19 protein-coding genes are annotated in these 19496 nt (G+C 75.9%); 7 read left to right on the forward strand and 12 right to left on the reverse strand.

Annotated features, from left to right (window positions below; genetic code table 11):
• Positions 1–157: 157 nt before the first annotated feature.
• The 4 genes from ABFX46_RS00390 to ABFX46_RS00405 form a co-directional block, all read right to left on the reverse strand.
• On the reverse strand, positions 158–517 hold the full coding sequence (locus ABFX46_RS00390; protein WP_346039306.1) for a hypothetical protein: 360 nt from the start codon (positions 515–517) through the stop codon (positions 158–160).
• Between the two features lie 196 nt (positions 518–713).
• A complete protein-coding gene (locus ABFX46_RS00395) occupies positions 714–1742 on the reverse strand; it encodes a methyltransferase (protein WP_346039307.1) in 1029 nt (342 codons plus the stop codon).
• 91 nt (positions 1743–1833) lie between these two features.
• The gene (locus ABFX46_RS00400) at positions 1834–2763 is read right to left on the reverse strand and encodes a hypothetical protein (protein ID WP_346039308.1); all 930 of its coding nucleotides are present in this window, start codon (positions 2761–2763) and stop codon (positions 1834–1836) included.
• Between the two features lie 8 nt (positions 2764–2771).
• Positions 2772–4292 carry an FAD-dependent monooxygenase gene (locus ABFX46_RS00405; protein WP_346039309.1) on the reverse strand — a complete coding sequence of 507 codons (1521 nt, stop codon included), beginning with the start codon at positions 4290–4292 and terminating at the stop codon, positions 2772–2774.
• A 181-nt stretch (positions 4293–4473) separates the two neighbouring features.
• On the opposite strand from ABFX46_RS00405, the gene ABFX46_RS00410 reads away from it, so the two are divergent.
• From ABFX46_RS00410 to ABFX46_RS00420, 3 genes are all read left to right on the forward strand, one after another.
• Positions 4474–5967 (forward strand): sialidase family protein, encoded by a 1494-nt coding sequence (locus tag ABFX46_RS00410; protein ID WP_346039310.1) that lies wholly within the window; start codon positions 4474–4476, stop codon positions 5965–5967.
• A complete protein-coding gene (locus ABFX46_RS00415) occupies positions 5957–7558 on the forward strand; it encodes an FAD-dependent monooxygenase (RefSeq protein ID WP_346039311.1) in 1602 nt (533 codons plus the stop codon). Before ABFX46_RS00410 ends, ABFX46_RS00415 begins: the two co-directional genes overlap by 11 nt.
• Positions 7559–7620: 62 nt before the next feature.
• Complete coding sequence (locus ABFX46_RS00420; RefSeq protein WP_346039312.1) at positions 7621–8793, forward strand: nucleotide disphospho-sugar-binding domain-containing protein; 1173 nt, start codon at positions 7621–7623, stop codon at positions 8791–8793.
• Here the strand turns inward: ABFX46_RS00420 and ABFX46_RS00425 are convergent.
• From ABFX46_RS00425 to ABFX46_RS00440, 4 genes are read right to left on the reverse strand one after another with little or no spacing between them, the layout of a single operon-like run.
• Positions 8780–9904 carry a methyltransferase gene (locus tag ABFX46_RS00425; RefSeq protein WP_346039313.1) on the reverse strand — a complete coding sequence of 375 codons (1125 nt, stop codon included), beginning with the start codon at positions 9902–9904 and terminating at the stop codon, positions 8780–8782. The two genes, ABFX46_RS00420 and ABFX46_RS00425, sit on opposite strands and share 14 nt — an antisense overlap.
• The gene (locus tag ABFX46_RS00430; protein ID WP_346039314.1) at positions 9901–10812 is read right to left on the reverse strand and encodes an NAD(P)-dependent oxidoreductase; all 912 of its coding nucleotides are present in this window, start codon (positions 10810–10812) and stop codon (positions 9901–9903) included. Before ABFX46_RS00430 ends, ABFX46_RS00425 begins: the two co-directional genes overlap by 4 nt.
• A gap of 37 nt (positions 10813–10849) precedes the next feature.
• Positions 10850–11587 (reverse strand): SDR family NAD(P)-dependent oxidoreductase, encoded by a 738-nt coding sequence (locus ABFX46_RS00435; protein WP_346039315.1) that lies wholly within the window; start codon positions 11585–11587, stop codon positions 10850–10852.
• Positions 11588–11596: 9 nt separating this feature from the next.
• A complete protein-coding gene (locus tag ABFX46_RS00440; protein WP_346039316.1) occupies positions 11597–12052 on the reverse strand; it encodes an anthrone oxygenase family protein in 456 nt (151 codons plus the stop codon).
• 177 nt (positions 12053–12229) lie between these two features.
• Between ABFX46_RS00440 and ABFX46_RS00445 the strand changes: the two genes are divergently transcribed.
• Both ABFX46_RS00445 and ABFX46_RS00450 read left to right on the forward strand, forming a co-directional pair.
• Positions 12230–13510 carry a cytochrome P450 gene (locus tag ABFX46_RS00445; protein ID WP_346039317.1) on the forward strand — a complete coding sequence of 427 codons (1281 nt, stop codon included), beginning with the start codon at positions 12230–12232 and terminating at the stop codon, positions 13508–13510.
• A 13-nt stretch (positions 13511–13523) separates the two neighbouring features.
• On the forward strand, positions 13524–14378 hold the full coding sequence (locus tag ABFX46_RS00450; RefSeq protein WP_346039318.1) for an SDR family NAD(P)-dependent oxidoreductase: 855 nt from the start codon (positions 13524–13526) through the stop codon (positions 14376–14378).
• Here the strand turns inward: ABFX46_RS00450 and ABFX46_RS00455 are convergent.
• The gene (locus ABFX46_RS00455; RefSeq protein WP_346039319.1) at positions 14351–14869 is read right to left on the reverse strand and encodes a hypothetical protein; all 519 of its coding nucleotides are present in this window, start codon (positions 14867–14869) and stop codon (positions 14351–14353) included. The genes ABFX46_RS00450 and ABFX46_RS00455 overlap by 28 nt on opposite strands.
• Before the next feature lie 193 nt (positions 14870–15062).
• Here ABFX46_RS00455 and ABFX46_RS00460 point away from each other — a divergent pair, with 193 nt between their 5' ends.
• Entirely contained in the window at positions 15063–15809 is a 747-nt protein-coding gene (locus ABFX46_RS00460; RefSeq protein WP_346039320.1) for a class I SAM-dependent methyltransferase, read from the forward strand.
• On the opposite strand, the gene ABFX46_RS00465 is transcribed toward ABFX46_RS00460, so the two are convergent.
• A complete protein-coding gene (locus ABFX46_RS00465; RefSeq protein WP_346039321.1) occupies positions 15806–16852 on the reverse strand; it encodes an NAD-dependent epimerase/dehydratase family protein in 1047 nt (348 codons plus the stop codon). The two genes, ABFX46_RS00460 and ABFX46_RS00465, sit on opposite strands and share 4 nt — an antisense overlap.
• Before the next feature lie 118 nt (positions 16853–16970).
• Here ABFX46_RS00465 and ABFX46_RS00470 point away from each other — a divergent pair, with 118 nt between their 5' ends.
• The gene (locus ABFX46_RS00470; RefSeq protein WP_346039322.1) at positions 16971–17870 is read left to right on the forward strand and encodes an NAD-dependent epimerase/dehydratase family protein; all 900 of its coding nucleotides are present in this window, start codon (positions 16971–16973) and stop codon (positions 17868–17870) included.
• Here the strand turns inward: ABFX46_RS00470 and ABFX46_RS00475 are convergent.
• Positions 17867–18280, reverse strand: a complete 414-nt coding sequence (locus tag ABFX46_RS00475) for an antibiotic biosynthesis monooxygenase family protein (protein WP_346039323.1) — start codon at positions 18278–18280, stop codon at positions 17867–17869. The genes ABFX46_RS00470 and ABFX46_RS00475 overlap by 4 nt on opposite strands.
• A 1-nt stretch (position 18281) precedes the next feature.
• On the reverse strand, positions 18282–19475 hold the full coding sequence (locus ABFX46_RS00480; protein ID WP_346039324.1) for an SDR family oxidoreductase: 1194 nt from the start codon (positions 19473–19475) through the stop codon (positions 18282–18284).
• Positions 19476–19496: the final 21 nt, after the last annotated feature.

The following is a 19496-nucleotide window of genomic DNA, read 5'->3' on the forward strand; positions in this document are numbered from 1 at the left end:
CCCCGCTGTCGAGTGGAACGCCGCCATCGTGGACGGCGGCGCTGGCCGCTCGCTCAAGGGGAGGTCGAGAATCACCCGTTCCCGGGCCGCCCCGGAAATTGGCTGGCGCCAGATATCGCGCGGCCCGCTATTTCGCCCGTCGATAATTGCGCTTCCGCTATTTACCGCGGTAGCGCGCCCCGGCACGCAGGCTCTTCCCGAGACCGCGGAGCAGTTCCTGGAAGCCGTCTCGCAGTTTGTCCTTGGACGGCGCGAACATCGGCACCATCCAGCGCGTCGCCCCGGAGGCGATGTTGTAGACGTGGTACTGGATCAGGCTGCCGCCGTCGTGGTCCTTGACGATGTGCTCGCCCCGGTACCACCAGTCGCCCTGCAGGGAAACGCGCCGTTCCGCCTCGTTCACCGTCACCTCGCCCATGCCGGACTCCTTGAGCGAGCGCACGAGCGCCTTCCACACCTCCTTGGGCGGGGCGTCCACGACTCCGGAGGCGGACCACGACGGTTTCGGATCGGACATCGAAGGGTTCTCCTTGGTTTTCGTCCCGCGATTCCGGAAATCTCGGAGAGAATTCCGCGTTCACTCCCCATGGAACTGGCGGCACCGGCTCCGGTCAAGTCGCGACCGTGCCGGAATTGCCGGCGCTCCGGGCGGCGGGGCGTTACGGCCGCGCGGGCGTTCCGGGCGGCGCGGGCGTTCCGGGCGGCGCGGGGCGTTACGGGCGGATCGCCTGGATCAGGTGCCAGGGCCGCGGCAGCAGCGTGCTCGGCACCGTGGCGGTCGACTCGAACTTGAACCCGGCGCCCTCCAGCAGCCCGACGAACTCGCGCTCGGTCCGGACCCGGCCGCCGGTGACGGTCTGGAGGCCGAGGCTCATGCTGTCGTACTCCGACGGCTCGTTCCCGTCCGGGCGCATCCACTCGATCACCACCAGCCGGCTGCCGGACGGGGCGCCGCGGTGGATGGAGTCGAGGATCCGCGCCGAGTCCTCGTCGCCCCAGTCGCAGAGCACCTGCTTGAGCAGGTAGAGGTCGGCGGCGGGCGGGACGTCCTCGAAGAAGCTGCCGCCGACGAACGACAGCCGGTCGGCGACCGGCGTGCTCGCGGCCCACTCGCGGCCGCTCTCCACGATGCCGGGCAGGTCGAACACCGTGCCGGTGACGCCCGGCGCCCCGGCGAGCAGCCGCGACAGCAGCACGCCGAGGCTGCCGCCGACGTCCACGACCGTGGACACCCCGCCGAGGTCGTGGTGCTCGGCGATCGCGGCGCCGGCGTCGCCCGCGAGGTCGGCCATCGCGGCGGCGTGCCAGGCGCGCTCGACCGGGTTGTGCCGGTAGTAGTCGTAGAGGTCCTCGCCCGCCTCGTCCGGGACGGTCTTCCCGGTCATGACGGTCTCGTGCAGCCGGCCGGCCCGGTTCCAGATGCCGGGGGTGAAATTCATCATCACGATGTTGCGCATTCCGGCCTCGGGCGAGCACAGCAGCCGGCCGAGTTCGGTGATGGCGAACGTGTCGCCGTCGGCGGTCTCCAGCAGTTCCAGGACGACGCAGGAACGCAGGAACCGGCCGAGCGAGTCCTGGTGCGCGCCGAGTTCGCCGGCGAGGTCGGCGACCGTTCTTCCGCCCTTGTCCAGGCGGTCGGCCATTTCGAATCGCACGAACGCGCAGATGATCTGCGGCTCCCACGGGCGGAAGACGATCCGGCTGAGCCGCTGTACCTGTTCGGAGGCGTGATCGAGGGACATGGAGCCACCTTTCGGCTGCGTTTCGGAAATGGCCTGGTCGATCGTCCATGCGGCCGCTCGAGCCGTACTCGACCGGCCGCGGACGCGTTCGTCAGCGGACCGTAACGGTCGTGAACATCCCTTCGAACGCGCTTTTCACCCCGGTCCGGGGATTGCGCACGAACGACAGGACGCAGTAGCGCCCGGGGCGCAGGTCGATGCGGAATGACGCGACCCGGCCGGGAGAAATGGCGAGCATGCCGCCGATGGTCGCCCCGAACGGGTTCGGCGCGCCGGTTTCGCCATTCTCCAGGGCGTCGAAATAGCGGGTGACGTCCGCGTCCACGGTGCCCGGCGCCACGGCGACGATGATCACCTCGTGCGGCTGCTCGGCCCGGTTGCGCACCACGACGGAGGCGTGCGACGGCCACGACCGGGGCATGGTGAAGCGCTGCCCGCCGCCGGCGGTCGTCCGCGCCTCGATCACGGTGCGGCGCCTGGGCTGCCGCACGGACGGCGCGGGACGCGCCGGCCACGCGGGCCCGGCGACGCGGAAGCGCTGCAGGTGGGTGCGGCCGGTGCCGCAGCCGTCGGTCGCGCCCTCCAGCGCCGTGTCCGACATGTAGTACGTGCCGGGCTCGAACACGGAGGTGACCGACACCGGCGCGCCCGGGGTGACAGAGGCGCCGCCGCGGAAGTCGACGTCGCGGTAGACGGCGCGCAGCGCGGGCAGCGACACGGCCGGGTCCGGGGAGTAGCTGTCGGCGAACTCCTGGCGGACCTGGTCCATGGTCGCCGCGCCGCGCAGCCGCATCAGCGCCCACCAGTGCCCCGCCGCGTCGGGGGTGCTCACCCGGAAGGTGAGCGGGCCCGGCGGGCGGGTGTTCGGGCCCGGCGCGCAGAACCCGTCGCCGGTCACCTCGACCGGGACGATCCGCGGGCGGGACGGGGCAGCCGCGGCGGCGGGCGCGGCCGACGCCAGCGGCGGCAGCGCGACGGCGAGGGCCGCGGTCAGGACGTTCAGGGCTCTCAAGGCCGGCATGCGATCTCCTAGGCCGTGGATCGGGTTCGGGGCGGGACGGGACCGAGGACGGAGTCGAGGTAGGCGGCGACCTGCGGGGCGTGCTCCAGGCCGCCGCGCAGGCCGATGTGGCCGTCGGGCCGGATCAGGTGGACGCCGGCGGCGTCCGGCCCGGCGTTCAGCGCGGCCGACGCCTCGCCGTCGACGTCGACGATGACCTCCACGCGCGGGTCCAGGCCGGTCATGAGCCGGCCGATCGCCCGCCGGTCGGGGCGGGGGCCGGGCAGCACGAGCAGCGTCCAGTGCCCCTCCCACCGGCCGGGCGCCCGCCGGCCGGCGCGCGGCCCCGGCGCGTCGCCGAGCAGGTCGCGGGTGAGCGGGGAGTCCGGATAGTCGATGGCGAGCTGGGTGCGCTTCGGCCGGTTCACCGCGATCGCGGCGAGCAGCTCGTCGCGGTCGGGCGCCTGCTGGACGCCGAAGTCCAGCGACCGCTCGGTGCGGCCGAGCAGCTCCTCGGCGACGGGGCGCCGCTCGGCCTCGTAGGTGTCCAGCAGCGACTCCGGGGCGCCCTCCCCGGCGACCGCGGCCAGCTTCCAGCCCAGGTTGAAGGCGTCCTGGACGCCGGTGTTCATGCCCTGCGCGTGGACCGGCGCGAACACCCGCGCCGAGTCGCCGGCCAGCAGCACCCGCCCGGCGCGCATCCGGTCGGCGAACCGGTTCTGCAGCCGCACCCGCCAGGCGAACCGGCCGTCGTCCAGGCCGACCTCGGCGACGCCGCACAGCGGCGCCATCGCCGCCGCGATCTCCTCCGGGCTCGGGTCGCCCCGCCGCCCGGCGTCCTCGGCGCCCTGCCGGACGACGAAGACCCGGTGCCGGCCGTCCGGCAGCGGCACGCAGCCCACGTGCCCGCCCGCGCCGAAGAACAGGTGGGCCTCGTCCGGCGCGAGCGCGAACGGCAGCCGCACCCGCGCGTCGATCTGCAGCATCCGCAGGCCGGTGAACCGGCGCCACTCGCGCCACGCCACGCCGATCGAGTCGCGGACGCCGCCGGCCGCGCCCTGCGCGGCGACCAGCCAGGCCGCCCGCATGGCCGACCGGCGTCCGCCCGCGTGGTGCAGGGCCACGGTGACGCCGTCCTTCTCCTGCGTCACCGCGCCGGCGGACAGGCCGCGCTGCACCGGCACGCCCAGGTCCGCGAGCCGCCGCTCCAGGTACCGCTCGGTGACGTTCTGCCCGACGACCAGCGGATACGGGCGTTCGCTGCACGGTTCGGCCATGTCGACCGTGCCGATCCGCTCGCCGAAGAGGTGGTAGACGCGGCGCGCCATCCGCGCCCCCTCGGCGGCGTAGTCGTCCACGGGCAGGCCCATGGCGTCGAAGACCTCCAGGGTGCGCTGGTAGACGGTGCAGCCGCGGGTGCTCTCGCGCGGGGCGGTGCGCTCCTCCACCACGCGGCAGGGCACACCGCGCCGGGTCAGCTCCACCGCCACGGTCAGGCCCACCGGCCCGGCCCCCACGATCAGCACCTCGGTCTCCATCAGGCCGCTCATGGGACGGATTGTGGGACGGGCGGGTCGTCGCGCGCTCGAATCGGCGCGGGCCCGCCGCGCCCGGCGCCGCCGCGGCTTCGAGTGATCTTCCAGCCGGGACCCCTACCGTCGGCCTGGCCTTCCGCCGGCGGACGGCGCCGTTCCCGAGAGCCCTGCCGGTCACGACGACGCGAGGTCTTCGATGCTGCGACACAGATCCCGATCCCTCTTCGCCGCGGCCCTCGCGGCGCCGCTGCTGGGCGCGCCGGCGGTCGCGGCCCCGGCGTCGGCGGCCGCCCCGGCGCCGCCCGCGCGGGTCTCCGGGGCCAGCCCCTTCGCCGCGTGCACCACGGACGAGTTCCCCGGCGACGCCTACACACTGGACGTCGAGGCCGAGCCGACGCTGGCGATCGATCCGGCGAACCCGCGCCGCCGCGTCGTCGGCTGGCAGCAGGACCGGTGGGCGTACGGCAGCGCGCGCGGCATGGTGACCGCGGTGACCGCCGACGGCGGCCGGTCCTGGCGGCAGGTGACGCCGCCGCTCACGCTGTGCTCGGGCGGCCCGTACGGCCGGATCACCAACCCGTGGCTGACGTTCGGGCCGGACGGGCGGCTCTACGCGACCGCGATGGTCGCCGGGATCGCCCCGCTGACGACCGGCGTCGCCGTCCTCACCTCCGACGACGGCGGGCGGAGCTGGAGCGCGCCGGTGGAGGTCGCCGCCGACCCGATGTCGGGGTACTTCCACGACAAGCCGGCGCTCACCGCCGACCCCCGCCGCCCGCACCGCGCGTACGTGGTGTGGAACCGGCACAACACGACCGACCAGACGCACGACCTGCTGTTCAGCCGCACCACCGACGGCGGCCGGACGTGGGAGCCCGCCCGCTCGATCTACCGCCCGCCCGTCGGCGACGGCACGATCGGCAACCAGATCGTCGTGCTGCCCGACGGCACCCTGCTCGACCTGTTCCACCAGGGGCCGTTCGCGCCCGGCGGGGCCGCCGCCTCCGCCCGCGCCGCCGCGGACGGGCCCGAGCTGCTGCGCGTCATGCGCTCCACCGACGGCGGCACGACCTGGTCGGCGCCGGCGACGATCGCGGCGACCGAGCTGGGCGTCCCGGTGCTGCCGGGGACGGCCACGCCGATCGTCGGCGCGTCGCTCGTCCCGGACGTGGCCGTGGACGCCCGGGGCCGCGTGTCGATGGTGTGGAACGACGCGCGGCTCGGCGAGAGCCGCAGCGCGGTCGCGCTGACCTCCTCCTCCGACGGCGGGCGGACGTGGACGACGCCGCGGCGGGTGAACGGGACGCCCGACTCGCCGCCCGGCGGCAGCGGGCAGGCGTTCACCCCGCAGATCGACGCCGCCCCGGACGGCACCCTCGCCATCACCTACTACGACCTGCGCGACGACACGGCCGCGGCGGGCACGTCCGCCACCCACTGGATCGCGACCTGCCACGGGCGGGCCTGCCTTCGCGGCAAGGGCTTCCGGGAGCGGCGCCTCGGCGGGCCGTTCGACCTGGACGCGGCCTTCCGCTGGTTCGGCGGCCCGTACCTCGGCTCCTACACGGGCCTGGCGCACACCCGGCACGGGTTCGTGTCGGCGTTCGTGATGAGCGGGGAACGGGCGGGCGATCCGCAGGACGTGTACGTCCGCGACGTGACGTGCCACGGGGGATGCCGTGTCCGCTGACGAGACCGTGCCCGTGCTGGTCGTCGGCGGCGGGCTGACCGGCCTGTCCGCCGCGGTGTTCCTGCGCCGGCTCGGCGTCCCCGTCACCGTGGTGGAGCGGCACCGCGGGATCCTGGTGCATCCCCGGGCCCGCACCGTCAACCCGCGGACCCAGGAGCTGTTCCGGCAGGCGGGCCTCGCCGAGGACGTGCTGGACCGGCGCAACGTCAACACCGGCGAACTGATGATCATGGCGGAGACGCTCGCCGGCCCCGAGCGCGGCCGGCTGGGCGGCGAGCCCGCCGAGGACCCGGCCGGGTTCAGCCCGTGCCCGTGGGTCCCGGTCGACCAGGACCGGCTGGAGGCGCTGCTGCGCAAGCACGCCGCCGCGCTCGGCGCCCGGCTGTGCTTCGGCGCCGAACTGACGTCGTTCGAGCAGGACGCGGACGGCGTCCGCGCGGTCGTCGCGGACCGTGACACCGGCGCCGAGCGCACCATCGCCGCCCGGTACCTGATCGCCGCGGACGGCGCGGACAGCCCGGTGCGCGAGCGGCTCGGCATCCCGGGCGAGGGGCCCGGCCTGCTCGGCGACACCGTCACCCTCGCGTTCGAGGCGGACCTGTCGCGGCACGTCGGCGACCGCCGCATCGCGGTGTGCCACGTGGACCGGCCGGTGCCCGGCACGGTGATCGTCCCGCACGACGGCGCCGACCGGTGGGTGTTCAGCGTCCCGGTCGGCCGGATGGACGTGGCCGAGGCCGCCGACATGATCCGCAAGGCGGTGGGCGACCCGGCGCTGGAGCCGCGGATCGTCCCGCAGATGCGGGACGGCACCCGCCTGCTGCGCTACCGGATCGCCGCCGTCGTCGCCGAGCGGTTCCGCGCGGGCCGGATCTTCCTGGCCGGTGACGCCGCGCACACGATGCCGCCGGTCGGGGCGCTCGGCTCCGGCACGGGCATCCAGGACGTCCACAACCTGGCCTGGAAGCTCGCCGCCGTGCTGGCCGGGCACGCCGGCGCCGGGATCCTGGACGGCTACGAGGCCGAGCGCCGGCCCGTGGCCGCCTTCACGATGCGCCAGGCCCTGCTGCAGATGCGGGACCGGACCGGGCGGAACGTGCTCGGCACCGACGAGGCCGCCGCCCCCTACTACGCGGCCGTCTTCGGCTACCGGTACGGGGCCGGCGGCGACGCGGCCGGCGGCGTGGCCGGCGGGGAGGGCCCGGAGGCGTTCCCGCCCGAGGAGCTGGCCGCGCAGGTCGGCACCCGCGCCCCGCACGCCTGGATCGAGCGGGACCGCCGGCGGATCTCCACCCTCGACCTCTACCGCGACCGCCCGGTGCTCGTCGCCGGGCCCGAGGGCGGCCGCTGGTCCGCGGGAGCGCACGCGGCGGCGGACCGGCTCGGCGTGCCGCTGGACGTCCACCGGTTCGGCGACGGCCTGCACGACCCCGACGACGTGTGGGAGGCCGGCCACGGGATGCCCCCGAACGGGGCCGTCCTCGTCCGCCCCGACGGGTTCGTCGCCTGGCGCAGCCCCGCCCGTCCCACCGCCGACGCGGGCGACCTGGTCGCGGGCGCGCTCGCCGGACTGTTCCACGTCGGCTCCTGACCCCGCACGCCCGCGGCGCGCGGCGCCGCGGTGCCCCTCCCGCCGAGAGCGAGGAATCCGCCATGCGCGTTCTCTTCACCACCTTTCCCGCCCCCTCCCACTTCTTCCCGATGGTCCCGCTGGCCTGGGCGCTGCGCGCCGCGGGCCACGACGTCGCCGTCGCCTCCCAGCCCTCCTACCTGCAGGCGATCCGGGGCACCGGGCTGCCCGCGGTGAAGGCCGGCGCCGACGTCGACCTCGGCGCGGTCTGGTACCGGGAGGGCGAGACCGACCCGGGCTGGCGGAACAGCGAGGAGGCGCGGGCCGCCCGCGGGATGCGGATGTTCGCGGCCGTCGCCGAGGCGATGGCCGACGACGTCATCGCGTTCGCGCGGCGCTGGCAGCCCGACGTCATCGTGTACGAGCCGCGCGGCTACGCCGGGCTGGTCGCGGCGGAGGTCCTCGGCCTGCCGCTGGTGCGCCACCTGTGGGGCACCGACTACACCTGCGAGCGGTGGGACGTGGAGTCGCCGGCGCTGCTCCCGCTGCTGGACCGGTACGGCGTGCCGGACGCCGACCACCTGGGCGCCGTCACGCTCGACGTGTGCCCGCCGCGCCTGCAGCTGGCCGAGGCGCCCAACCGCACGATGATGCGGTACGTCCCGTTCAACGGCTCCGGCATCGTCCCGGACCTGCCCGCCGGCCCGCGCGAGAAGCCGCGCGTGTGCGTCACGTGGGGGACGACGTTCGTCAAGCAGACCGGCCACCTGGACCCGGTGCGGTCCGCGGTGGAGGCGCTCTGCGACCTGGACGTCGACATCCTCGTCGCGATCGGCGCGGGCCACCGGCACCTGATCGGCGAGCTGCCGGCCGGCACCCCGGTGCTGGAGTCGGTGCCGCTCACCCTGTCGCTGCCCGCCTGCGACGCGATCGTGCACCAGGGCGGCGCCGGCACCACGATCACCGCCGCGGTGCTCGGGGTGCCGCAGCTGGTGGTGCCCTCGTTCGCCGACGAGCCGGTCAACGCCCGGCAGGTCGCCGCGAGCGGGGCGGGACGGTCGCTGCCGCTGGCCGAGACCACGGTCGACCGCATCCGCGCGGAGGCCGGCGCCCTGCTGGAGGACGCCGGCTACGCCGCGGCGGCGCGCGAGATCAGGGACGAGGTGGCCGCGCTCCCCGCGCCCGCCGCCCTCGTCGCGACGATGGAGGCGCTCGGCGAGCGGGGGCGGCGGGAGCGGGTGCTCAGCCCGCGCTGACGTCCGCGCCGGCGCCGACGCCGACGTCAGGGCGGAACTCCAGCACGGTGGTGCCGGCGGCGGCGCGCCGCCCGGTGAGGCGCAGGCCCGCCGCGGCGGCGAGCCGCCGGTACTCCCCGACCGACCGCTCGCGGCCGCCGGCGGAGACGAGCATGTCGATGTCCAGCAGCCGCACGACGTCCAGCGTGTTCAGCTCGCCGGTGACCATCTCGATCACGTGCACCCGGCCGCCGTCGCCGGCGGCCCGGCGCACGTTGCGCAGGATGCGGACGGCGGCGTCGTCGTCCCAGTCGTGCAGGACGTGCTTGAGCAGGTAGGCGTCGCAGCCGGCGGGGATCTCGGCGAAGAAGTCGCCGGCGACGCGTTCGGTGCGGTCGGCGACGCCCCGGCTCGCCAGGAACGGGCCGGCGTCCTCGATCGCCGCCGGGCGGTCGAAGAGCAGCCCCCGGCAGCCGGGGTGGCGGCGCAGCACCTCGGCCAGCAGGTACCCCTGGCCGCCGCCGACGTCGGCCACCCGGGACCCGGGCGGCAGGTCGATGACCGCGGCGACCGCGGCCGAGCCGCGCCGGCTGGCCGCCGTCATCGCCCGGTGGAAGACGCCCGCGAGGTCCGGTCGCTCGTCCAGGTGGGCGAACAGGGACGTCCCGAAGACGTGGTCGAACGCCGGCAGGCCGGTCCGCGCGGAGTGCAGGATCGCCTCGTAGGGGCGCCAGAACAGCTCGGTCCCGTTCATCAGCACCAGGTCGCGGACGCTCTGCTCGGCGTCGGCGCGCAGGAACTGCGACATCGCGGTCAGCCGGAACCGGCCCTCGGGCTCCTCCGCGAACACCCCGAAGGACGCCGCGGCCCGCAGCAGCCGCAGCAGCGTCGGCTCGTGCGTGCCGGTGCCCCGGGCCAGCTCGCCGACCGGCAGCGGGCCGTCCGCGAGCCGGTCCGGGACGCCCAGCTCGGTGAGCGCCCAGACGACCGGCGCGACGACCCGGCCCATCGTCAGGATCATCAGCCGGTGCCGGGCGGGCAGCGCGGCCAGCGCCTCGAACGCGGCGCGGTCGTCGTGCTCGTTGCCGTCGGCTCCGTCCCGCGGCGGCACCGCGGTGGTGGTGTCGGTCATGCGTCACCCCTGTCGTGAGTCGTGTGCGTGCCCGGCGACGCGTGCTCGGCGAGCACGGCCAGGTCCTTGTCGCCGTCCCCGCGCTCGACGGCCCGCGCCACGATCTCCAGCGCCCGCTCGGCGAGCGGCAGCCCGCCGCCCGCGACGGCGGCGAGGTCGACGGCGTGCCGCAGGTCCTTGGCCATCAGCCGGGTGCGGAAGGCGGCGGGCTCGTACCGGCGCTCGCGCATGATCGCCGCGCGGAACGCCATCACCATGGACGCGACCCCGCTGGAGGCCACGCAGTCCAGGACGGCGTCGCGGTCCAGGCCGGCGCTGCGGCCCAGCTCGGCGGCCTCGGCGAGGGCGGCGATCTCCGTCCCGATGAGCATGTTGAGGACGAGCTTCATCACGGCGGCCGAGCCGGGCGGCCCGAAGTGCCGGACGTCCTTGCCGACGGCCTCCAGGACTCCGCGCGCCGCGTCCACGTCCGCCGGGTCCCCGGCGGTCAGCACGCGCAGCTCCCCGGACCGGGCCTGCATCGGGTTGCCGAAGACGCACGCCTCGACCCGGCGGGCGCCGAGGGCGGCCAGCCGGCGCCCGGCGTCGCGGGCGAAGTCCGGCGAGACCGTGGAGGTGTCGACGACGAGGGCGCCCGCGGCGAGCCGCGCCGCGGCGTCGCCGAACAGCACCTTCTCGACGGCGGGCTCGTCGGCGAGGCTCACGACCACGACATCGGCCCCGTCCACGGCTTCGGCGGCGGTCTCCGCCGCCCGCGCCCCCGCCTCGACCACCGGCGCGGCCTTGGCCGCCGTCCGGTTGTAGACGCGGACCTCGTAGCCCGCCTCGACCAGGCGCGCGGCCATGCCCGCGCCCATCACGCCCAGGCCGAGGAAGCCGAGGGTCCGCCCGCCGCCGTCGTCGCTCATGAGATCTCCTTGTCCGGCATGGTCAGGTCGGGTGTGGTCAGATGCCGCAGTCGACGGGGACGGCCGCCCCGGTCACCGCCCTGGACAGGTCGCCCGCGAGGAACAGCACGGCGCCGGCGACGTCCTCGGGCCGGGCCAGCCGGCGCAGCGCGGTCATCCCCGCGAGCCGCTCCCGGACGGGGGGCGGCGGGCCGCCGCCGTCCCGCTTGTCGACGAAGCCGGGCAGCACCGTGTTGACGCGGATGCCGCGCGGCCCGAGCTCCTTGCTCAGCGAGCCGGCCAGCCCGAGCACGCCCGCCTTGGACGCGGCGTAGTGCGCCCGGCCGGGGGCGCCGCGCTGCGCGAGCGAGCTGCCGACGTTGACGATCGACGCGCCGTCGGCGAGCAGCCCCAGCGCGGCCCGGGTGACGAGGTACATCGAGGTGAGGTTGGCGTCGAGCACCCGCGTCCACTCGTCGTGCCCGAGTTCCGCCAGCTCGGCGGAGGCGTCCACGCCGAGGTTGTTGACGAGCACGTCCAGGCCGCCGAACGCCTCCCCGCACCGGGCGGCCAGCAGCTCCGCGCCGGCCTCGGTGGCGGCGTCGGCGCGCACGACGAGGTGCCCGCCGCCGGCGGCGTCCAGCTGTGACGCCAGCTCCTTCGCGGCGGTCTCGTCCCGGTGGTAGCCGGCGGCGACGCGGCCGCCCGCCCGCGCCACCGCGAGGGCGACCTCGCGGCCGACCCCGCGGGTGCCGCCGGTCACCAGGACCCGCCGGTCTCGCAGTCCTACGTTCACGTTCACTCCTCAGATCACCGCGGCGGTCGCGTTCACCAGCACCGCCGCGATCGCCAGGACGGTGCGCAGCAGGTGCCAGCGGCGCCACTCGGCGCGCGGGTCCCGCCAGTCCGCGGGCAGCGGCGCGTCCGGGTCCAGGCTCTTGACCTGGCGGTTCAGCGGGACGTTCAGCAGGTGGGACACGCCCGAGACCGCGACCAGCAGCACCGCGCCGGTGAGGAACAGCACCCGCGCCGCCCCGCCGTCCGCGATCACCGCGAGGACGAGGCTGGTCAGCGCGGAGGTCAGCACGATCACCGGCATGGTGGGGTCCCAGTTGCGGCCGAGCAGCTGGTGGATGCGCACGTACAGGGGCGGGGGCACCGCCCGCAGCGTGGGCACGACGCTGACGGCCACGGCGAGCAGCACGCCCGCGGTGATGCCGCTCCCCGAGAGCGCTACGACGCCGAGCGCGTTGTCCAGCACGGGTGCTCCCTCCGGTCGGCTCGTTCGCGGCGGGCACCGGCGGCGTCCGCACACGGCCAGCGTCGGGCGTCCTCCTCGAGCCGTGATCGAGGACGGTCGGCGGACCCGCGTCGAGTCGGCCTCGAACCGGTCGGCCGACGATGCCCGTCGCGCACGCAGCCGAGCCAGGGAGCGGACATGGCCGACACCGCAGACGCCGACACCGACACGGGCCGCGCCGACACGGGCGGCGCCGACACGGGCAGCGACGGCCTGGCCGGCGCCGCCCCGAGCGGACCGGAGCTGCGGTTCCCGCCGCAGGTGCCGCCGGGGCCGGACCCGGCGCGCGAGTACGTGCGGCTGCGGGAGCGGGGGTCGCTCGCCCGGGTCCGGCTGCCCGACGGGCGGCCGGCCTGGCTCGCCAGCCGGTACGCCGACAACCACCGGCTGCTGGCGGACGAGCGGATCAGCCGGGCCGCCGCCGCCCGGGAGGGCGCGCCGCGGGTGCGCGGCATCGCGCTGGAGGCCGGCTCGATCACCACGCTGGACCCGCCGGAGCACACCCGGCTGCGGCGGCTGGTCGCCGGGGAGTTCACCGCGCACCGGATGCGCCGGTTCCGGCCGCGGATCGCCGCGATCGCCGGGGAGCTGGCGGACGCCATGGCCGCCGCCGGCCCGCCGGCCGACCTCGTGGCCCGCTACGCCGCCCCGCTGCCGATCAGGGTGATCTGCGTGCTGCTGGGCGTCCCGGAACCCGACCACGACCGGTTCCGCTCGTGGGCCGACGACTACCTCGGCACGACCGGCACCGACCCGGAGACCGTCCGGCGCGCGGCCGAGCGGCTGCGCGGCTACTTCGGCTCGCTGGTCGCGGCCCGCCGCGCCGACCCCGGCGACGACCTCATCAGCGCGCTGGTGACCGCGCGGGAGGAGGACCGGCTCACCGAGCAGGAGCTGGTCGCGCTCGGCGTCACCCTCCTCGTGGCCGGCTACCAGACGGCGGCCGGCCTGATCGCGGGGTCGGTGCAGACGCTGCTGGACCGCCCCGGCCGGCTCGCCGAGCTGCGCGCCGACCCGGAGCTGATGCCGGCGGCGGTCGAGGAGCTGCTGCGCTACGTGGCGGTCTCCGCGAGCGGCGGGACGATCCGGGTCGCGACCGGCGACCTGGACCTCGGCGGGACGCGGGTCCGGGCCGGCGAGGCGGTGCTCCCGGCGCTCACCTCCGCCAACCGGGACGCCGCCGTGTTCACCGACCCCGACCGGCTCGACCTGCGCCGCGACCCGAACCCGCATCTGGCGTTCGGGCACGGCGCGCACCGCTGCCTGGGCGCCGCGCTGGCGCGGGCGGAGCTGGCGGTCGCGCTGGGCACCCTGCTGGAGCGGTTCCCCGGGCTGCGGCACGCCGAGCCCGGACGGCCGCCGGAGTGGCGGACCGGCGCCATGATCCGGGGCCCGCTGGCCCTGCCGGTCGCCTGGTGACGAGGAGGCGGACATGACGCGCAGTCGGACGCGGTACGGGAGCGCGCTGGTGACCGGCGCGTCGGGCGGCATCGGCGCGGCGTTCGCGCGCCGGCTGGCCGCCGAGGGGAGCGCGCTGGTGCTGGTCGCGCGGGACGGGACGCGGCTCGCGGCGCTCGCCGCCGAGCTGGAGCGCGACCACGGAACGGTCGTGGAGACGCTGCCCGCCGACCTCGCCGACCCGGCCGGCCTGGAGCGGGCCGCCGCGCGCCTCGCCGACCCGGACCGCCCGGTCGACCTGCTGGTCAACGGGGCGGGGGTGCTGGGCGGCATCGGCCCGCTCGCCCGCCGGGACCCGGCCGAGCTGGCGCACGGCCTGGCGCTCAACACCGGCGCGCTGGTCCGGCTGACCCGGGCCGCGCTGCCCGGGATGCTGGCGCGCGGCCACGGCGGCGTCGTCAACGTCTCGTCGGTGATGGGCTTCCTGCCCGCGCCCGGCGGCGCCCCGTACGCGGCGGCCAAGGCGTTCGCGACGTCGTTCAGCGAGAGCGTGCACGGCGAGGTCTGCTGGAACGGCGTCCACGTCACCGCGCTGTGCCCCGGGTCGACCGGCGGGACGCGGCTGCACCGGTCCGCCGGGCACCGCGAGTCGGGGCGGCTCGGCCGGCTGCTCGACGTGGACGACGTGGCCCGCGACGCGCTGGACGCCGTCGCGGCCGGGCGCCCGGTCTGCGTCCCCGGGGCGGACTACCGGTGGCGGGTCGCGATGTCGCGGATACTGCCGCGGCGGCTCGTCCGGGCCCGCTACTACAAGCGCTGGGGCCGTCGGCTGGCCGGCGGCCCCAGCCCCTCCGCGGACGCTCAGCAGCCGAGATCGGCCGGGCCGTAGCCGTAGCGCTCGCCCACGGACGACGCGTGCAGCGTGACCACCACGTTGCCGTCGTTGTCGACCTGCGCGGCCTCGCCGACCATCGTCAGCCTGTCCGGCGACAGCAGCCGGCCGGTCTGCTTCACCCGCACCGTCCCGGTCACCTTGCCGTCGTCGGAGATGACGTAGTGCCGGTAGTCCACCGCGAACGCGGCGGGGCCGGTGGCCGTCCAGGTGCCGAAACCGACGATCTTCGACGCGCCGCCGGTGCCGGTGAGCAGGCCGTCCGCGCCGAACGCGAACAGGCCCCGCTCGGGCGGGAAGTCCGGCAGGTCGGTGATGGTCACGGTGACCGCCCACGTGCCCGGCAGCGGGATGCGCACCCGCGTCGCGGTCTCGGCCGACGCCGGGTCCGGCGCCAGCGCCGCGGTCAGCAGCGCCGCGGCGCCCGCCGCGGGCACCAGCCGCCCGCCCTTCCCGATCAGTTCGCGGCGTCCCATTCCCTCGCCCACGGGGCGGCTCCTCTCGTCGCGGACACGATTCCGCGCAGGACGCTCGCACCCGCGGATCGACGCCCGCTCGACATCCGGTCCACCGGGCTTCTAGGGCACCTCGACCGGGATACCGAAGGCTTCGGCCTGGGCCTCGACACGCGGCATGCGGGACGTGGGCGAGGCGACGACGCCGTCTTCGAAAGGGCCGTTCATGCTAGCTGAGACGTTCGTCAGCGCCGGTCACCGGCTCATCGGCGACCACGCCCCCGAGGGGCGCGACTACTGGGCCAGGCGGTTCTGGGACCGCGAGGAGGTGGAGAGCCGCCCGGTGCTCGGCGACGACTTCCGGGCGCAGAAGAAGAAGATCGCCGAGTTCATCGAGGAGCACGGCCGGAGCGCCGACCGGGTACTGGAGTTCGCCTGCGGGACCGGCGAGTTCACCGCGATGGCCGCCGGCCTCACCCCGGCGAAGGAGATCCTCGCCAACGACATCTCCGAGCACGCGCTCAAGATCACCGGCGACCGGGTCGACCATCCCGGGCTCACGCTGCGCCAGGGCGACTTCTGGGCGCTCGACGACATCGCGCCGGCGCCGCTCGTCCTCTGCGTGGACGCGATCCACCACATGGGGCGGGTGCGGAAGGTCCTGGAGCGGCTGCAGACGTTCGTGGAGCCCGGCGGCACCATCGTCGGCAACCTGTGGACGATCGACAACTACCACGACTACCAGCGCGGCCGCTACGGCGCGGGCCGGCACCTCGGGCGCTCCGCGCTGTTCCTGGCCAACGCGGCCGTGCTGCGCGCGACGGGCGGCCGGGTCCGGTGGGCGTCGTACCGGACGCAGCTGCTGCCCGCCGCGGCGGTGGAGCCCCTGCTGCACGAGGTCTTCGACGAGGTCGTGGAGGTCTACACGACCCGCTTCTTCGTGGCCTTCGTCTGCCGCCGGGCCGAGCGCTAGGCCACCCCGCCGCGGACGCGGTCGGCGGCGAACTCGCGCAGCCCGGCCGCCAGCCCGACGCGGGGCCGCCAGCCCAGCTCGTCCATGATCCGGGCCGGCGAGGCGAAGACGTGCCGCACGTCCGCCACCCGGTACTCGCCGGTCACGACGGGCGGCGGCCCGCCGGCCGCGGCGGCCAGCGAGGTCGCGACGTCGAGGATGGTGTGCGGGGTCCCACTGCCGACGTTGTAGGCGCGGAACCCCGGCCCGCCCCGCTCGAGCGCGGCGACGTTGGCCTCCGCCACGTCGGCCACGTGGACGAAGTCGCGGCGCGGCAGGCCGTCCTCGAACACCCGGGGCGGGCGCCCCTCCACCACGGCGTGGTGGAACGTGCCCGCCACGCCGGTGTAGGAGCTGCCGAGCATCCCCGACCCGTACACGCTGTGGTAGCGCAGCGCCGACGCGCTCCCGCCCGTGTCGGTCGCCCAGGCGGCCACCAGGTTCTCCTGCGCCAGCTTGGTCACCGCGTAGATGTTGTAGGCGGGGGCGAGCGGGTCGTCCTCCTCGATCGCCTCGGCGGCCAGCTCGCGCCCGCACTCGGCGCAGCGCGGCTCGAACCGCCCGGCCTCCAGGTCGGGCACCGCCCTGCGCCGGGGGCGCACCAGGCCGTGCCGGGGGCAGCGGTACCGGCCCTCCCCGTACACGACGACGGAGCTGGCGTACGCGAGCCGCCGCACGCCCGCCTCGACCATGCCGACGAGCAGCGTCGCGGTGCCGAGGTCGTTGCAGTCGGCGTAGCGGCGGGCGTCCAGGATCTCCCGGCCGCGGCCCACCATCGCGGCGTGGTGGCTGACCGCGTCGACGCCGCGCAGCGCCCCCCGCACGGCGTCCTCGTCCCGCAGGTCGCCTTTCACGAACTCGACGCCGTCGGGCAGCCGCGGCTCGGTGAAGTGCAGCTCGGGCAGCAGGGCGTCCAGGACGCGCACCCGGTGCCCGGCGGCCAGCAGCGCCGCCGCCACCCGGGACCCGATGAACCCGGCGCCGCCGGTGACCAGAACGTGCATCACACGTACCTCTTCCTCGTTCGGGCGCCTCGATCCGGTTCACAGCGGCCGTCGAGCCGCCGCTGGAACCGTTCGGGACGTGGTTGCTCACAGGAACGCGAACACGGAACCGGAACCGGTGGCCGTGGTGGGAGCGGGCGGGTTCATCGGCGCCCGGCTCACCCGGGCGCTGACGCTGGCGGGCGTTCCCACGGCGCCCGTCACCCGCGCGACCCCGGCGGTGGCGGGCGGGCTCCCCGCGCCCGCCCTGCGCACCGCCCGGACGATCTTCTATCTGGCCAGCACCGTGAACCCGGCCCTCGCCGAGCGGCACCCCGAGCGGGTCGCCGCCGACCACGCCGCGTTCACCGGGCTGCTGGCCGCGCTGCGCCGCGCCGGGGACCGGCCGGCGCTGATCCTGGCCGGCAGCGCCGGCGCCGTGTACGCGCCGGACACCGCCCCGCCGTACGGGGAGGACGCCCCGCTCGGCCCGGCCACCGCCTACGGCAGGTCCAAGGCCGGGCTCGAACGGGCGCTGTTCGGCGCGCGCGACGCGGTCCGCCCGATCGTGGTGCGGATCGCCAACGCCTACGGCCCCGGCCAGCGGACCGGGACCATGCAGGGGGTCGTCGGGCACTGGCTGGAGGCCGCGGCGGCCGGGCGGCCGCTGCGGCTCTACGGGCCGCCGGAGGCGCGCCGCGACTACGTGTTCGTGGACGACGTCGTCGAGGCGTTCCTGCACGCCCGTCACCTCGTCCACCGGCGGCCCGAGGGGGGCGCGCCGGAGGTGTTCAACGTCGGCTCCGGCGTGCCGGTGTCCCTCGGCGAGCTGGTCGGGCTGGTCGCGGCGGCGATCGGGCGGGAGCCGCGCGTGGAGCGGCTGCCCGCCCGCGGGTTCGACCGCCGCGACGTGTGGTTCGACGTGCGGCGCGCCCGCGAGGTCCTCGGCTGGCGGCCGCGGACCCCGCTGCCGGACGGGCTGCGCCGCACCTGGCTCGGGGCGGCCGCGGCGACGGCGCCCACCGGCCCGGTCCGCTAGCGCGGCGCGGCCGACGGGGCCGGCCGGGCCGGCGGCCCGTCGAGCAGCGCCCGGCCGGTCATCTCGCAGACGACGTGCATGGTGACCATCGACGCCGACGCCCGGAACGGGTGCAGCCGGGTGCGGTGGTCCAGGTGCTCGGGGCTGCGCTCGAACTCGCGGAACCCCGGCTCGTCCACCCAGTCGCTGACGACGTAGTACACGCCGTCCTCGTCGTCGCTGCGGGAGAGCCACTGGCGCAGGTTGGCGGGGTGCTCGGTGATCGCGTGCCCGACCTTGTACCAGGTCTCCTCGAAGTCCCGCTCCTGGCCCTGGTGGATGTGCATCCGCAGCATCACGCGGAAGATGCCGCTCCCCGCGCGCGCGTCCGTGCCGCCCATGCCCGTGCCGCCCCTGTCCGTGGTGCCCATGTCAGATGCCTCCGTCGACGTTGAGGGTCTCCCCGCTGATCCACGCGCCGAGGTCGCTCGCCAGGAACAGCACGGCGCCGGCGATGTCGGCGGGCTGGCCGAGCCGGCCGAGCGCGGTGAGCCGCTGGTAGCGCTCCAGGATCTCCGGCGGGACCTCCTCCTCGGTCTGCACCGGGCCGGGCGCCACGAGGTTCACGCGGTAGCCCAGCGGGCCGAGCTCCTTGCACAGCGATCGGGTCAGGCCGATGAGGCCCGCCTTGGACGCGGTGTAGTGGGCGCGCAGCGGGATGCCGACCGTGGCCACCTTCGAGCCGACGTTGATGATCGAGGCGCCGGGCGTCAGCAGCGGCAGCGCCTTCTGGGTGACCAGGTAGGCGCCGGTCAGGTTCACGTCCAGGATCCGCCGCCACTCGTCCGCGCCGAGCTTCTCGAACGGCACGTGGCTGATCGTGCCGGCGTTGTTGACGACCACGTCGAGCGAGCCGAGGTGGGCGCGGCACTCGCCGATCAGCCGGTCGACGTCGGCCTCGTCGCCGAGGTCGGCCTTGACGACCTTGTGGTCGCCGGGCGTCTCGGCCAGCTCCTTGACCAGGCTGTCGACGGCGGGGCCGTCCTGCCGGTGGCAGGTCAGCACGGTGGCGCCGGCGCGGGCGAACGCCAGCGCGATCGCCCGGCCGAGCCCGCGGGTGCCGCCGGTGACGAGGACGCGGCGGCCGGTGTGGTCGAAGCGGACGCCGCCGGCGGCGCGCTCGGCGGCCTCCTCGACGATCCGCTTGATGCGCTCCATCTGGACCGCGGTGTTGCGGTTGAGGCGCGCGGTCATGCCCGCGTCGTCCAGCGGGGCGTCCGGCTTCATCGCGAAGTCCTGCGTCCAGCGCATCCGCACGCCGCCGTCGACGTGCTCGTACTCCCAGTGCAGGTTCATGTACTCGAAGACGCCGGTCTCCACCCGGTGCGCCCGCACGGTGCGGGTGGCCGGGTCCGGGGTGCGCTCGGACACCCAGCTCCAGACCGTGCCGTTCTCGTCGGGGTGCAGCGCGAGCCGGAAGCGGACGGTGTCGCCGTCGCGCTCCAGGATCTCGGCGGAACCGTACTCGCTGAACAGCCGGGGCCAGGACTCGACGTCGTTGGTCATGTCCCAGAGCAGGTCCATCGGCGCGTTGATGACGATCGAGTTGTCGGTGTGTCCCGCCATGGTGCGGATTCCTCCTGGACG

Origin of the sequence: Actinomadura chokoriensis, assembly GCF_039529475.1 — a bacterium.
Classification (GTDB): domain Bacteria; phylum Actinomycetota; class Actinomycetes; order Streptosporangiales; family Streptosporangiaceae; genus Spirillospora; species Spirillospora bangladeshensis.